We start from the raw sequence: 15364 nt of genomic DNA, 5'->3' as shown, positions 1-15364 counted from the left end.
TATTATTATGTCAGGCTCGCTTTTTATTAACAGGGGTAATTATTAATTTTAAAGGCCATGAAAAACATACTTTTATTGCTCTTTTTACTGCCATTAACTTCGCTGGCTCAGCAGAATTATCCTGCCACTATTGATAATTTTATGCAGGCCCAGGTTAATATCAATGGCTTCAACGGCAATGTACTGGTTGCAAGGGCCGGAAAAGTGATTTACCAAAAAGCATTTGGATACCGTAACTACGATACAAAACAATTGCTTGATACCAACTCCGTGTTTGAACTGGCCTCCGTTTCCAAGCAATTCACGGCCATGGGTATCCTGATGTTGATGGAAAAAGGCAAACTCTCCTTAACAGATACCCTGCGAAAGTTTTTCCCGCAGCTGCCATATAAAGGTGTAACCATACAAAACCTGCTCACACACACATCCGGTTTGCCCGATTATATGAGCGCCATGGAAAATAAATGGGATCATAAAAAGATCGCTTTTAATGATGATATGATCAATTTTCTGGCTTCAGAAAAAATCCCGGCCAATTTTGCCCCCGGTAAAAAGTTTGAATACTCCAACACCGGTTATGCTATCCTGGCCAGCATCATTGAAAAAGTATCCGGCTTAACGTACCGGTATTTTATGTATAAAAATATTTTTGGCCCGCTGCGGATGGATCATTCACAGGTTTATAATACCAGGCGTTCATCAACAGACACCCTTGCCAATTATGCTTATGGATATGTTTTTGCAGATAGTTTGAAAAAATATATAATTCCCGATAGCTCGAAAAAAGACGATGCTGTTTTTTACCTGGATGGTATTTCAGGAGATGGCACCGTTAATTCAACAACCGGCGATCTCTTAAAATGGGATAGGGCAATAAAAAATAGTACATTACTCAGCCTGGCTACGCAGAACGAGATGCTTTCCACACAATCATTAATGGATACCTTAACAAAAAAGTATTACGGTTATGGTGTGAGCATCGGGGCCGATCAGTTTGGGGTTGCTATCAGTCATAGCGGCGGATGGCCGGGATACCACACTATTTTAACCCGCTACCCGGTACAAGATATTACCATTATTGTTTTATCCAATAACGAATCGGAGGTATCGGCGATAGCTTATGGTATTACCGGGGTCTTGTTTGATATGCGGGTGGCATTACCCTATGTGCATAAAGAAATAACTGTTGATGCTGCTATATTAAATAAGTATTTGGGTAGTTATTCGCGCAAGCTCCAGGCTTTAACCTTAAATTTCGATATCATCAAAAAAGATGGGAAACTATATCGCCATCAGCATGGCGCAGAGGATGTAGAACTGAAACCCGAATCAAACATCAAATTCTTTTATGCTGATGGCACCGACAGGCAGATAGAATTTGAAACTGATAAAACGGGTTCTGTGACCGGTGGCTGGTTCATCAATTCAGGTGTCCGGTCCGAACTGCATAAGGCAAAAAAATAACGTCAGAATGCCGTGCATTCTGATTTTGCAGATAAGATATAGGCTAAATCAATTAATTACTTTAGCTATCATTATAAATTATATGCCAACGGCTTTCCCCTGCCGCTAATTACCGTAAATAAAACCTGATGATGAAGCCAGTTTTTAAGCACATCTTGCTGCTCTTTTGTTTATTGATCACCACGGCTGCCAATGCGCAAACCGTTTCCCCATCACTCTTGCGCGGCCATTGGAAAGCCGTATGGATCACCGCCGCCGATGAACCGGCAAAAGATTATGGCGTTTATCATTTTCGAAAAAACATCAGCCTGACCGCTAAGCCCGCATCATTCATAGTCCATGTATCGGCCGATAACCGGTATAAACTGTACGTGAACCAAACACTGGTATCATTGGGACCTGCCCGTGGTGATACCTATTACTGGAATTATGAAACCGTCGACCTGGCTCCATATCTCAAAACGGGCAATAACAGTATAGCTGCCCTGGTTTGGAACGAAGGCGATTACCGGCCCGAAGCGCAGATCTCTATCCGCACGGGTTTTATTATGCAGGGTAATACCGCCGCCGAAGAAATAGTGAATACCGATAAAACCTGGAAATGCATCCGCGATAAAGCTTACCGGCCGCTTACCGGTATCGGTTATCATCCATATTATGTTGCAGGTCCGGGCGAACTGGTGGATATGAACGCCGCTATCAAAAACTGGAATGCTGCTGATTTTGACGACAGCTCCTGGAAAAATGCTACCAGGGTTGACTATGGTAACCCCAAAGGTACCGTGAATGCTTTTGGCTGGATGCTGGTGCCATCCTCCTTGCCGCAAATGGAATTGAAATATCAGCGCATCCCCGTGCTTCGCAAGGCCGAAGGTGTAAGTGCCCCCAAATCTTTTCCCTCGGCAAAAACAGCGCTTACCATACCCGCTAATGCTACGGCTACTTTACTGCTCGATCAGACTTATTTAACCAATGCCTTTGTTACGCTCAACTTTAGCAAAGGAAAAAATGCATCGATCAAATTAACCTATGCCGAATCCATGTTCAATAGCCTGGCTCACGGTATAGTTAAAGGTAACCGGAACGATGTGGACGGGAAGATTTTTGCCGGTCGCCGGGATAGTATTATTGCTGATGGCTCGACCGATCAAACATTCACTACCCTGGCCTGGCGCACTTACCGGTACATCCAGTTACAGGTTAAAACGGGGGATGATCCTTTAATCATCGATGATATTTACGGCACCTTCACCGGTTACCCCTTTCAGCTGAATGCCAAATTGGAAACCGGCAAGCCCGAAATGCAAAAGATCCTGGACATTGGCTGGCGCACCGCCCGCCTTTGCGCCGGCGAAACTTACACCGACTGCCCCTACTACGAACAACTGCAATATGTTGGCGACACCCGTATACAAGCCCTGGTATCGTACTATAACAGCGGCGACGACCGCCTGGCCCGCAACGCCATCAACCAGATGGATCAATCGCGCATTGCCGAGGGATTAACCCTGAGCCGTCATCCGTCGTTCTCGCCGCAGATCATCTCTACCTTTTCTCTATGGTACATCGGCATGCTGCATGATTACTGGATGTACCGGCCCGATAGCATCTTTGTAAAAGATAAGCTGGAAGGGGCAAGGACTGTACTCGCTTTCTTTAGCAAATACCAGCAAGCCGATGGCTCCCTGAAAGATACACCCTACTGGACCTTTGTAGATTGGGTAAGCGATAAAGGCTGGGATTTTGGCGAAGCTCCCCAAAGTAAAGAAGGCCATTCCGCGGTATTGGATCTGCAACTAATGTGGGCCTACAACCAGGCGGCCGAGATGGAAGCAAAAATGGGTATGCCCGCCTTTGCCAAAATGTACAAGGCTAAAGCCGCACAGTTGAAAGTTACTATACAAAATAAATACTGGGATGCGGGCCGGCAACTATATGGCGATACAGAAGATAAACAACTGTTTTCGCAGCACACCAACACCCTGGCTGTACTAACCGGCATGCTGGCCGATGCCGATGCTACAGCAGTATGCAAAAAAATGCTTACCGATACCTCCATCACCAAATGCACTATCTATTTTAAATACTACCTGCACCAGGCTCTAATAAAAGGTGGTTTGGGTAACAATTACCTGCAATGGCTGGATATATGGCGCAAGAATATCGATATGGGCCTCACGACCTGGGCCGAAATATCCGACCTGGAACATAACCGCTCCGACTGCCACGCCTGGGGCGCCAGTCCGAATATTGAGTTTTACCGGACGATATTGGGAGTGGATAGCTATGCCCCCGGTTTTAACCAGGTTAAGATTGAACCCCATTTAGGCGATCTGAAAAGCGTAAGCGGCGAAATTCCGCATCCTAATGGCAAGCTGTCTGTAAAGTATCAATTGATAAAAAACAAATGGACAGTTTTGATCAATCTGCCGCCAAATACATCGGGGCTGTTGATATGGAAGGGTAAAAGTTACCCGGTTAAAGCAGGTGAGAACAAATTGAGTATTTAAAATAATAATAGTGAAGAAATAGCACTAATTTGTCATGCTGAACGGAGTGAAGCATCTGTTGGGCGCTTGTAAAGTTCGTTAATAGATCCTTCACTTCGTTCAGGATGACAGATTTTGAATCGTTACCCTTCTGAAAGGTGATATTGGCATAATGTGTTTATTATCAAATATTTGTAAGTTTGATATAGCCAATTAAACCCAAACCTATGAAGAAGATAATTATAGTTAGCTCGTTAAGCCTCGTGGTGATCATGATGTATTCCTTTAGCCGGGCCGAAAAGAAACCGTCGGGAGATATTTTAATTCCGGAAGGTTACCGTAATTGGACCCATGTGAAAACCGCTGTCAACAATCCTGCATTTGCATCACATTCGGGCTTTCATCATATCTATGCCAACGCAAAAGCCTTAGAGGGTTATAAAACGGGCCAGTTTGCAGATGGCGCTATCATTGTGTTTGATGTATTGGAATCCCTGCCCCAAAAAAACGGGGATATTTATGAGGGGAAAAGAAAACTGATAGATGTAATGGTTAAAAACAACTCGCAGTTTAACGAAACGGGCGGCTGGGGATATGAGGAATTTATCTATAAAGATAGTTTAACCACAAAGGCGCTGCATCCTACAAAAGAACAATGTTTTAACTGTCATAACACCCGCAAAGCCAATAGTTTTATTTTTAGTAGCTACAGGGGTTAAAGCGTTTTTTGAGTAGGCCCTCCAGGCGCGAAGCAATCCTTACCTCGGTTTGCGTTTACAACGCCATGACGATGCAATCGTTGTGCTATAATAAGTATTCGTTGCAAACGAGCGCAGATAAAATATTTTTTTTTTAAAAGGCGATCAGCAAAATTTAACAGGTCTTTCAGCGTTATGTAACAAAAAAATTACATACCGTATGAAAAAAATACCCCTATTACTGCTCGTGGCGCTACTGTGCGCCTGTAAAAAAAGCGACCAGGAAATGACTGCCGAAAGAAAAAAGACTGACGCGAGCGTAAATATTGATTACGCGCAGGAGATGCGCAATTTTGTGATCGGGATAAGTAAATACGCAAAGAATGCTAATCCCAAATTTGCAATTATACCGCAAAACGGTATTTCATTGGTAACGGTTGATGGCGAGAAAACAAGCGCCCCCAGCACCGCCTACCTCAACGCTATTGACGGCAACGGGCAGGAAGACCTGTACTATGGTTATGACAATGATGACCAGCCTACACCTGCCACCGTTAACAATGACTTAAGGAGCTTCCTGGATATCTCCAAAAAGAACGGGAAAAAGATTCTGGTAACCGATTATTGCTCAACGCCATCAAACATGACCCGATCTTACCAGGTTAACTTTACTAACGGGTATATTTCATTCGCAGCCGATGAAAGAGAGCTGAATAACATTCCAGACTTCCCCGCAAAGATTAATAATGAGAATGCGAACGTCGTTACCTCATTGAGCCAGGCCAAAAATTTCCTGTACCTACTCAATAATACTGATAATTTTAATTCCAAAGCTGATTTTATAAAGGCAGTTACAGCTACAAATTATGATGCTTTGATCATGGATGCCTATTTTGATAAAGCTGCCTTTACCAGCGCCGAAATTAATGCCTTGAAAAAGAAAGCCAACGGCGGCAAACGCATCGTTATTTCCTACATGTCTATCGGCGAAGCGGAGAATTACCGCTATTACTGGCAAAATACCTGGAAACCCGGTAACCCGGTTTGGCTGGATGCGGAGAATCCTAAATGGAAAGGAAATTATAAAGTGAAATATTGGAATAAGGACTGGCAAAAAATCATTTACGGCAACGATGCTTCGTATTTGAAAAAGATACTCAATGCCGGTTTTGATGGTGTTTACCTGGATATCATTGATGCCTTTGAATATTACGAAGGAAATTAGTACTGAAGATTAGGTTAACCCCGTCACCCCCATCTTTGGATGAGGTACCCCCTTTTCGCCTGCAATGAAAAGGGGGCTTTTTTGTTAGCGATAATCATGTTGCGATTGACAGCGGAAATGTGACCGCGCCATTATTTACCGTTTAGCGTACTTATTTATATTTGAAGATGGAATTAAGTCAAACAAAACCACAAATCAAGAAATCAATCTACCTATATCTCCTGCTCACGTTATTGTTTAGTGCTATTGTTTGGATATTGACCCTGCACCAGGGCACAGGCAGGATTGGCGGGCGTATATATGGATACGGTATTATGTGGTGCCCTGCCCTGGCAACTTACCTAACGTGTAAGATCCTCAAACTCGACTTTAAGGGTTTAGGCTGGCAATGGGGAAACCCAAAATACCAGGTGTGGGCTTATTTTGTACCGCTGCTATATGCGGCAATCAGCTATGGCATTATCTGGATGATGGGATGGGGTGGATTTTATAATAAACAGTTCATCAAAGAAGCCGCGCAATCGCTGGGGTGGAGTAATCTTCCCGACAGTGTTTTTATCCCGTTATTTTTCCTGGTTAACGGGGTTGTGGGTTTTTTTGCAAGCATGTCTACAGCGCTGGGCGAGGAGATAGGATGGCGGGGTTTTCTTGTTCCCCAGCTCAGCAAAATTACAGGCTTTACTGCTACCTCATTGGTAACCGGGCTTATCTGGGCCGTATGTCATTACCCTTTAATTGTATGGGGAAGCTATAACGGCGGCACACCCTTCTGGTACAGCTTAACCTGCTTTACAGTAGCGATAGTAAGCGCAAGCTTCATTGCCACCTGGTTTAGGCTAAAATCAGGTAGCTTGTGGACCGGCGTTATGCTGCATGCCAGCCATAATCTTTTTGTTCAAACTTTTTTTACCCCGATGACGATCGCGAATGCGCAGACCAAGTATTTTGCCGATGAATTTGGGGTAGTTATAGCCGCTGTATCTGTTTGCTTCGCCATTTACTTTTGGACCAGACGAAAGGAATTAAGCGTAGCGGGATAAATAAAAATCACGTCATTGCGAGCGATAGCGTGGACAACCGACTGGAGGGAGCTCATTAATGCCTTTAAAATAATTAACAACATTAATAATCCCCGGGAGGCAGAGCCGCTCTGTATAGTTGGGGATTGCCACGTCGTTCCTCCTCGCAATGACGCAGGGGAGAAAAGCTGCATTTATTACCACAAGCGGCACGCTTGCGGCAGCAATAGACAAATTCAATCCAACCCTTGCTCAAACAACTTCCCTTTTTAAAAGTTTATAAAAAGTGTAATAAGAACAATCAATTCTAACAGAAATAACATTTAATGGTGTTTTTGCCATTATTGAGTAAAATACTTTGGATTTCGGTTTGAAAAGAAAAAAGCTGCGCTAACTTTACCTTTGTACTGATTGTTGCTTATTGTATTAACTACACTAATTTAATTGAATAATTAACAGTCAGATATTATTAAAAATGTGATATTTACGTGCGGGATTTTTTAACCGGTTTATATATAACGATATCCCTCACCTAAATACTGTAAATCTATACGAATGAAGAACACGCCAACTAAGTTAAAAGTTCTCTCCATCGATATCGGTGGGTCACATATCAAAGCCACCATCCTGAATGAAAAAGGCGAGCTTAAAATGGATTATGATAAAATTGTAACCCCAGCGCCCGCCAGTCCCGAAAATTTAATAAAGGCCATCAAAACCCTGGTAAAGGATTTTCCTTCCTATGATTATATATCGGTAGGTTTTCCGGGCTACGTAAAAAACGGTGTTATTAAAACGGCACCTAACCTGGGTACCAAATTATGGACCGGTTTTGACCTGAGCAAAAAATTAAGCGAGGCATTGGGCAAACCTGCCAAAGTGGTAAATGATGCGGATATGCAGGGCCTGGGCGTGGTTGATGGCAAGGGCCTGGAAATGGTAATAACCCTGGGAACCGGGTTTGGTACCGCTTTGCTGATGGATGGCCATTTATTGCCCCACCTGGAATTGTCGCAGCTACCGGTTAAAACTGATAGAAATTATGATGAATACATTGGTGAAAAAGCGCTGGAAAAGCATGGCAAGGAAAGATGGAACAAACGCATGGAGAAGGTTTTTGAAATTTTAAAAACTGTATTTAACTACGATACTTTATATATTGGCGGCGGCAACTCAGACAAGCTTACTTTTAAGCTGGATAAGAATATGAGGATAGTGACCAATGCCGATGGTATAAAAGGCGGCTCCAGACTGTGGCTGTCTGACGCGGAGAGCAGAATTACAAAAGCAACACCAACTAAATAAAATCATACAATACCGAATTAACAATGGAAAATTCTAAGGACATTGAAAAATTGGCGATAGATACCGTAAGGGTATTATCGGCCGATGCAGTACAAAAAGCAAACTCTGGTCACCCAGGCACCGCGATGGCGCTGGCTCCGATGGGTCACGTTTTATGGTCGAAGTTTTTAAACTACAACCCTAAAAACCCGGATTGGGCAAACCGCGACAGGTTTATCCTTTCGGCAGGCCATGCCTGTATATTACAGTACAGCTTTTTGTATTTAACCGGATATGATTTGAGTTTAGATGATATCAAGCAATTCCGCCAGTTAAATAGCAAAACCGCCGGTCACCCCGAATATGGTTTAGCTCCTGGTGTGGATGTTACTACCGGTCCGCTGGGACAAGGTTTTGCCAATGGTGTAGGTTTTGCCATAGCGCAAAAACATTTGGCAGCACGTTATAACAAACCAGGTTTCGACCTTTTTAACTATAATATTTACGCTATCACCAGCGATGGCGACATGATGGAAGGTGTAACATCAGAAGCAGCATCACTGGCCGGTCACTTACAGTTAGGTAACTTAATTTACCTGTATGATGATAACCACATCTCTATTGAAGGCAGCACCGATATTGCTTTTAACGAAGATGTAAGCGCCCGTTTCCGTGCATACGGTTGGCAGGTACAGGAAGTAAGCGATGTAAATGATACCCACGCTTTAGAGCTGGCATTGATCAACGCTAAATCAGAAACACAAAAACCATCATTGATCCGTGTTCGTTCACTGATCGCTTATGGTAGCCCAAATAAATCGGGTACTGCAGGTTCACACGGCTCGCCGCTGGGTGCCGACGAAATAAAGCTGGTTAAACAGTTCTTCGGTTTCGACCCCGAAAAATCATTCAACGTACCAGATGAAGTAATCAAATATTACAATGGCGTAGGCGCAAAAGGCGAAGGCAAAGAAGAAAAATGGAACAAATTATTTGCCGACTATAAAGCTAAATATCCAGAATTAGCTGCCGAGTACGAAGCCGCCTTTAAAGGCGAACTGCCAAAAGGCTGGGCCGATAAGCTGCCGGTATTTAAAGGGTCTGACCCCAAAATGGCAACCCGCCAGGCATCTGGTAAAGTATTAAATGCCATTGCCCCAGCTTTGCCTAACCTGATCGGTGGCGCGGCCGACTTAGCGCCATCAACAGAAACCAACCTGAAAGAGTATACTTCATTTACATCTGAAGACAGGCATGGCCGTAACTTCCACTTTGGTATCCGTGAGCATGCCATGGGTTCGGCGCTGAATGGTATGGCTTTAACAAAAGGCTTGCTGCCGTTTGGCGCTACCTTCCTGCAATTTGCTGATTATATGCGCCCGCCGATCCGTTTGGCAGCCATTATGAAGATCAGCCCGATATTTGTTTATACCCATGATAGTATCGGTTTAGGTGAGGATGGTACAACCCACCAGCCTATCGAGCATTTATCAACCTTGCGTGCAATCCCTAACGTAACGGTTATCCGTCCGGCTGATGCTAACGAAAGTGCATTTGCATGGAAAGTGGCTATCGAGAAAAAAGGCGGCCCAACTGTGCTGGTGTTCACCCGCCAAGGCTTACCTATCCTTGATCAGGATAAATATGGTAAAGCCAGCGATCTGGAAAAAGGCGCTTACATTGTATCAGAAGGCAGCAAAGGCCCTGATCTGATCCTGATAGCAACCGGTTCTGAAGTATCGTTGATTATGCAGGCCCAGGAAAAACTGGAAGCCGAAGGTATCTCCACACGCGTGGTAAGTTTCCCATCATGGGAGCTGTTCGAGAAACAGGATGCTGCTTATAAAGAAAAAATATTACCAAAAGCAAGCCGCAAACGTTTAGCTGTAGAAATGGCATCCCCAATGGGCTGGCATAAATACACTACCGACGAAGGCGATATGCTGGGCATGACCACCTTTGGCGAGTCGGCACCTGCAGAAGACCTGTACAAACACTTTGGTTTTACAGTTGAAAACGTAGTAGCCCGCGCTAAAGCACTTTTATAGTGGTTTAGTATCAAGTAGCTAGTATCAAGTATCAAGAAAATGTTTTACATCTTGATACTTGGTATTGGTTAAAAGAACAATGAAAAGTCTTGATACTTGATACTAATTACTTGATACTAATAAAAAATGGATTGGAATAGCAATTTAATCACAAACCTGGAATGGTCGTCGGAGATCACCCACATCAGCGGTAAGCAGAAGGTGGCCGATGAAATTGCCGCGAAGGTTAAGGATGGCGATATCCTGGGCGTGGGCTCGGGCTCGACCGCATACCTGGCCCTTGTAGCTATAGCCAAACGGATAAAGGAAGAAAAGCTGAACGTAAAAGCTATCCCTACATCGCTGGAGCTATCCATGTTTTGCAGTAAGCTGGGCGTGCCTTTAACATCCCTGTATGAAAACAAGCCCGACTGGCTGTTTGACGGCGCTGACGAAGTTGACCCCAACAACAGCCTGATCAAGGGTCGCGGCGGGGCTATGTTTAAGGAAAAACTACTCATCAGCTCGAGCGAGGTAAGCTATATTATTGTTGACGATTCGAAAATGGTGACTAAATTAGGCGCGAATTTTCCCGTTCCGGTTGAGGTATTTCCGCAGGCCTTGTTGTATGCAGAAAAAGAACTGCAGCAATTAGGCGCTAACGACATTCTGCTTCGCCCGGCAAAGGGAAAGGACGGACCTGTAATTACCGAGAACGGCAACATGATACTGGATTGCAAATTTGATGAGATTGGCAGCACTATGGAGCGGGATATCAAATCAATCACAGGCGTTATTGAAAGCGGTCTTTTTATAGGCTATAACCTGCAAATCCTGGTGGCGTCGAATACATAGGAGAGAGCAAGGATTTGGGGAGTAAGGAACAAGGACTTTGAAAAGAAAAAGGGTGTCATGCTGAGCTTGTCGAAGCATGGTGTAGTGGCCTCTGCGCGTGACCCTTCGACAGGCTCAGGGTGACAGCCTCTCCCGTTGTTTGTGAGGACACAAACAACCCGCGTTTAGGCAATCAGGAATAGTTGTTTGTGAGGACACAAACAACGGGGATGAAAGCCCCACCCAAACCCTCCCCAAAGGAGAGGGCTTTAAATATATGGGGCTTTGAAAAACTTGCAAAGCAAAGTCCTCTCCTTTGGAGAGGATTTAGGTGAGGCTGAGGCTAAATGATACTCAGGTTACCTATTTTACAATATAAATTAGGAACTTTAACCTATAATACAAATGCAGGCGGTTGGGGAGGTGAAACCGCCATTTGCACAATAAATACATCTACCTCATAAATTGAATTTTGAACTTTAAAACAACCTAATAAAATGGCAACTAATAATGTAAAGCAAATACATAGTTTCGGACAAAGCATCTGGCTTGATTTTATTGATCGGGAGATCATGGCATCCGGAAAGTTACAAAAACTGATAGACGAAGATGGCGTTAGAGGCGTAACCTCAAATCCGGCCATTTTTGAAAAAGCCATCACCAGCAGCTCGGATTATGATAATGATATTGTTGAATTGTCAAAAACTACTGACGACAATGAGCAGCTGTTTTTTGGTCTTGCCGTAAAAGACATCCAGCAGGCAACCGATTTGTTTAAAGGTATCTACACCGAATCAAACAAAGTTGACGGTTACGTAAGTCTGGAAGTTTCTCCGTTTTTAGCTTTGGATACCGAAGGTACCGCTAAACAAGCCGAAGAACTTTGGAAAAAAGTTGATCGTAACAACGTAATGATCAAAATTCCGGGAACACAACCTGGTTTAGCTGCTATCAGACAGTCGATCGCTAAAGGGATCAACATCAACGTAACCTTGCTATTTGGTTTAGAGCGTTACGAAGCTGTTACCGAAGCCTACATTTCTGGTTTAGAGGATCATTTGGCTGCTGGTCACGAGATCGCGCACATCGCATCAGTAGCCAGTTTCTTCCTGAGCCGTATCGACGTTATTGTTGATCCGCTGTTGGAAGCTAAAGGCGAAAAAGACCTGGTTGGCGAAGTTGCTATCGCGTCAGCAAAAAAAGCATACGAAATTTACAAAAGAGTGTTCAGCACCGAAAGGTGGAAAAAACTGGCAGCCAAAGGCGCTCAGCCACAACGCTTGCTTTGGGCAAGTACCGGCAGCAAAAACCCTGCTTTCAAAGACACCAAATATGTTGAGGCCCTGATTGGTCCGGACACTGTAGATACCGTTCCATTGGAAACTGTTGATGCTTTCCGTGATCACGGTATTGCTGCTAATACTTTAGAAGCCGGTTTAGATAAAGCCACTGAAGTTTTAGCTAAACTGCCAAGCTTAGGTATCGATCTTGCCGCTATCACCCAGCAACTGGAAGACGAAGGCATCGAGAAATTCAACAAGCCATTTGAAAAATTACTGAACGCTATCGAGGAGCAAAAAAGCAAAGTAAGCTAATTGCACCATGGAAGCAGCAAATATTAAAATCCTCTTTTTTGACGTTGGTGGCATTTTGCTCACCAACGGTTGGGGGCGCGATTCGCGTAAGCTGGCCTGCGAAAAATTCGGGCTCGATCATGCCGAAGTGAATGAGCTGCACAACTTTGTATTCAACGTATATGAAATTGGCAGCATCACGCTCGACGAATACCTGGATACGGTAATTTTTAACCATCCCCGCGATTTTGTTCGCGAGGATTTTAAAGAGTTCATGTTTTCTCAATCAGTTGTGTTAGGCGATACACTGGCCTGGCTTAAGGAGTGGAAAAAAGATTGCGGTTTCCGCATTATTTCGCTCAACAACGAAGGCAAGGAACTGAACGATTACCGGGTTAAGAAATTCAAGCTGCATGAGTGCTTTGATGCTTTTGTATCATCGTGCGAGGTTAAAATGCGCAAGCCCGATCCGGGTATCTGGCAGCTGGCTATGGGTATTGCCCAGGCTTCGCCGCAGCAATGCGTGTATTTTGACGACAGGATCATGTTTGTGAACACGGCCCAGAAACTGGGGATCCGCGCGTTCCAGCACACCGATTTCGAAACCACCAAAAAAATACTAGAAGATCTGAAGAAAGAGAACGGCGTTCATTAGTTCACTGGTTCATTAGTTCATTGGTCTTTTCCAGTGAGCAATATATTAATAAAGTATTCACTAATAAACCAGTGAACTAATGAACTAACAAGCTAACTAATGAACTAATGAACAAATAAACTAATGAACCATTAAAGATGAGCGCAACAGACAATAAATATGCTTTCGGTATGATAGGCTTGGGTGTTATGGGCCGCAGCTTGCTGCTAAACATGGCCGACCACGGTTTTGCAGTAGCCGGGCATGATAAAGATACCACCAAAGTAGCATCACTGAACGAAGAAGCCGGCGACCGTGCCGCTAAAGGTTTTAGCGATGTAAAAGAATTTATCCAGAGTTTAACCACGCCGCGTGCCATCATGATGCTGGTACCGGCCGGTAAAATTGTGGATAGCGTAATTGAAGAACTGACTCCGCTATTGGAGAAAGGAGATATATTGATCGACGGTGGTAACTCGCACTTTACCGATACCAACCGCCGTGTAGAAGAACTGGAAGCCATTGGCCTGCATTTCTTTGGCATGGGTGTTTCTGGTGGCGAAGAAGGCGCACGCCGTGGCCCGAGCATGATGCCGGGTGGCGATAAAGATGCCTACAACGTAATGAAGCCTATTTTTGAGGCCATTGCCGCCAAAGTTGATGGCGTACCTTGCGTAACCTATATTGGCCCGGGTGCATCTGGTCACTTTGTGAAAATGGTACACAACGGTATCGAGTACGGTATTATGCAACTGATTGCCGAAACCTACGAGATCCTGAAAAAAGGCTTGAAACTGGATAACGACGAGATCGGTAAAATTTTCGCCGAGTGGAACGAAGGTCGTCTGCAATCATTCCTGCTGGATATCACCAAGGATATTTTCAAATTCAAAGCTCCGGGCACCGATCATTTATTGTTGGATGATATTAAGGACGAGGCCCGTGCTAAAGGTACCGGTAAATGGACATCGCAAGTGGCTATGGACCTGCAGGCCCCTATCCCTACGGTAGATACCGCGGTAGCTATGCGCGACCTGTCAAAATACAAACAACTGCGCGAAAAAGCGGCTGCATTGTACGCCAAAGACCCAATTGTATTGGATGCTGATAAAGCCGAACTGGTAGCAGCTTTGGAGCAGGCCTTCTATTTCACCATGATCATCAGCTACGCGCAAGGCATGCATTTGCTGTCGAACGCGTCGGCAGAGTATAACTATGACCTGCACCTGGGCGAGATTGCCAAGATCTGGAGAGGCGGCTGTATCATCCGTTCAAAATTCCTGAACGATATTTTCAAAGCTTACGAAAAAGATGCCAAACTGGAACACCTGCTGTTAGATTCAAACGTACAGTCGATTGTAGAAAGCGTGGTGCCGGGCATCAGAAAAGTATTGTCAAAAACTATTGCTGCCGGAGTAGCTGCACCAGCTTACGCCGCATCATTAAGTTACTTTGACGCTTTCCGCAGTGCGCGGATGCCATCCAACCTGATCCAGGCTCAGCGCGACTATTTCGGCGCGCACACCTACGAGCTGATCGGCAAAGAAGGCACCTTCCACACACAATGGGCAGCGGAGTGAATTAGTATCAAGTAGCTAGTATCAAGTATCAAGATTTTTCATGTGCTATCAATGCCGTTTTTAGTCTTGATACTTGATACTAGCCACTTGATACTAGCTAAATACTAATAAATAAAGAGAGTTAATATCAGGTATCAGAACAGGAATGCATAATTTCAAGGAACTGAAAGTATGGAAAGCAGGAATCGAAATATCAAAAATTGTATTTCAACTATGCAAAGCTTTACCTGCCGAAGAGAAATATGGATTAATTTCCCAAATGATACGCTCGGCTATTTCAATACCTTCTAATATTGCCGAAGGTTGCGGACGAAGATCAGACAAAGAGCTATACCACTTTTTAAGTATAGCATTAGGATCTTCCTTTGAATTGGAAACGCAATTAATTATTGCTAAGGAGTTTAATTATATAAGCCAGAAAAAGCTGGATGAAACCAGCACAATAATTACAGAGATACAAAAAATGGTGTATGGCCTGCAAAAAAGCCTCACCACCTAAAAAAAGTCTTGATACTTGATACTAACTACTTGATACT

General features: G+C 44.1%; 12 protein-coding genes. All 12 read left to right on the top strand.

Translation table 11 applies throughout. The features are described from left to right. The first annotated feature begins 57 nt into the window (after nucleotides 1-57). On the top strand, nucleotides 58-1464 hold the full coding sequence (locus ACTJKG_RS00415) for a serine hydrolase domain-containing protein (RefSeq protein WP_440738036.1): 1407 nt from the start codon (nucleotides 58-60) through the stop codon (nucleotides 1462-1464). A 128-nt stretch (nucleotides 1465-1592) separates the two neighbouring features. Next, nucleotides 1593-3974: an alpha-L-rhamnosidase-related protein gene (locus ACTJKG_RS00410; RefSeq protein WP_440738035.1), complete on the top strand. Its 2382-nt coding sequence runs from the start codon at nucleotides 1593-1595 to the stop codon at nucleotides 3972-3974. 206 nt (nucleotides 3975-4180) lie between these two features. Further along, a complete protein-coding gene (locus ACTJKG_RS00405; RefSeq protein WP_172337658.1) occupies nucleotides 4181-4672 on the top strand; it encodes a cytochrome P460 family protein in 492 nt (163 codons plus the stop codon). 199 nt (nucleotides 4673-4871) lie between these two features. Further along, the gene (locus ACTJKG_RS00400) at nucleotides 4872-5876 is read left to right on the top strand and encodes an endo alpha-1,4 polygalactosaminidase (protein WP_440738034.1); all 1005 of its coding nucleotides are present in this window, start codon (nucleotides 4872-4874) and stop codon (nucleotides 5874-5876) included. Between the two features lie 167 nt (nucleotides 5877-6043). Continuing rightward, entirely contained in the window at nucleotides 6044-6916 is an 873-nt protein-coding gene (locus ACTJKG_RS00395; protein WP_440738033.1) for a lysostaphin resistance A-like protein, read from the top strand. Between the two features lie 534 nt (nucleotides 6917-7450). Continuing rightward, nucleotides 7451-8200: an ROK family protein gene (locus ACTJKG_RS00390; RefSeq protein ID WP_440738032.1), complete on the top strand. Its 750-nt coding sequence runs from the start codon at nucleotides 7451-7453 to the stop codon at nucleotides 8198-8200. Nucleotides 8201-8223: 23 nt separating this feature from the next. Beyond that, nucleotides 8224-10227, top strand: a complete 2004-nt coding sequence (gene tkt / locus ACTJKG_RS00385) for a transketolase (protein ID WP_172337655.1) — start codon at nucleotides 8224-8226, stop codon at nucleotides 10225-10227. A gap of 126 nt (nucleotides 10228-10353) precedes the next feature. Further along, nucleotides 10354-11061 carry a ribose 5-phosphate isomerase A gene (rpiA, locus tag ACTJKG_RS00380; protein WP_166092991.1) on the top strand — a complete coding sequence of 236 codons (708 nt, stop codon included), beginning with the start codon at nucleotides 10354-10356 and terminating at the stop codon, nucleotides 11059-11061. Between the two features lie 476 nt (nucleotides 11062-11537). Continuing rightward, a complete protein-coding gene (gene tal / locus ACTJKG_RS00375) occupies nucleotides 11538-12635 on the top strand; it encodes a transaldolase (protein WP_172337654.1) in 1098 nt (365 codons plus the stop codon). 7 nt (nucleotides 12636-12642) lie between these two features. Beyond that, nucleotides 12643-13269: an HAD family hydrolase gene (locus ACTJKG_RS00370; protein ID WP_166092996.1), complete on the top strand. Its 627-nt coding sequence runs from the start codon at nucleotides 12643-12645 to the stop codon at nucleotides 13267-13269. A gap of 137 nt (nucleotides 13270-13406) precedes the next feature. Next, nucleotides 13407-14828, top strand: coding sequence for an NADP-dependent phosphogluconate dehydrogenase (gndA, locus tag ACTJKG_RS00365; protein ID WP_440738031.1), 1422 nt, complete (start codon nucleotides 13407-13409; stop codon nucleotides 14826-14828). Between the two features lie 145 nt (nucleotides 14829-14973). Further along, on the top strand, nucleotides 14974-15327 hold the full coding sequence (locus ACTJKG_RS00360) for a four helix bundle protein (RefSeq protein WP_440738030.1): 354 nt from the start codon (nucleotides 14974-14976) through the stop codon (nucleotides 15325-15327). The last annotated feature ends 37 nt before the right edge of the window (nucleotides 15328-15364 follow it).

The sequence above is a fragment of the Mucilaginibacter sp. 22184 genome (genome assembly GCF_052045695.1).
GTDB lineage: Bacteria > Bacteroidota > Bacteroidia > Sphingobacteriales > Sphingobacteriaceae > Mucilaginibacter.
This window is presented reverse-complemented; position numbering and strand designations above follow the sequence as displayed.

What these genes read in the sequence shown, in the direction of transcription:
- gndA (WP_440738031.1), top strand. Translation starts at nt 13,407, where the DNA reads ATGAGCGCAACAGACAATAAATATGCTTTCGGTATGATAGGCTTGGGT.
- rpiA (WP_166092991.1), top strand. Translation starts at nt 10,354, where the DNA reads ATGGATTGGAATAGCAATTTAATCACAAACCTGGAATGGTCGTCGGAG.
- ACTJKG_RS00410 (WP_440738035.1), top strand. Translation starts at nt 1,593, where the DNA reads ATGATGAAGCCAGTTTTTAAGCACATCTTGCTGCTCTTTTGTTTATTG.
- ACTJKG_RS00390 (WP_440738032.1), top strand. Translation starts at nt 7,451, where the DNA reads ATGAAGAACACGCCAACTAAGTTAAAAGTTCTCTCCATCGATATCGGT.
- ACTJKG_RS00370 (WP_166092996.1), top strand. Translation starts at nt 12,643, where the DNA reads ATGGAAGCAGCAAATATTAAAATCCTCTTTTTTGACGTTGGTGGCATT.
- tal (WP_172337654.1), top strand. Translation starts at nt 11,538, where the DNA reads ATGGCAACTAATAATGTAAAGCAAATACATAGTTTCGGACAAAGCATC.
- ACTJKG_RS00415 (WP_440738036.1), top strand. Translation starts at nt 58, where the DNA reads ATGAAAAACATACTTTTATTGCTCTTTTTACTGCCATTAACTTCGCTG.
- ACTJKG_RS00395 (WP_440738033.1), top strand. Translation starts at nt 6,044, where the DNA reads ATGGAATTAAGTCAAACAAAACCACAAATCAAGAAATCAATCTACCTA.
- ACTJKG_RS00405 (WP_172337658.1), top strand. Translation starts at nt 4,181, where the DNA reads ATGAAGAAGATAATTATAGTTAGCTCGTTAAGCCTCGTGGTGATCATG.
- ACTJKG_RS00400 (WP_440738034.1), top strand. Translation starts at nt 4,872, where the DNA reads ATGAAAAAAATACCCCTATTACTGCTCGTGGCGCTACTGTGCGCCTGT.
- ACTJKG_RS00360 (WP_440738030.1), top strand. Translation starts at nt 14,974, where the DNA reads ATGCATAATTTCAAGGAACTGAAAGTATGGAAAGCAGGAATCGAAATA.
- tkt (WP_172337655.1), top strand. Translation starts at nt 8,224, where the DNA reads ATGGAAAATTCTAAGGACATTGAAAAATTGGCGATAGATACCGTAAGG.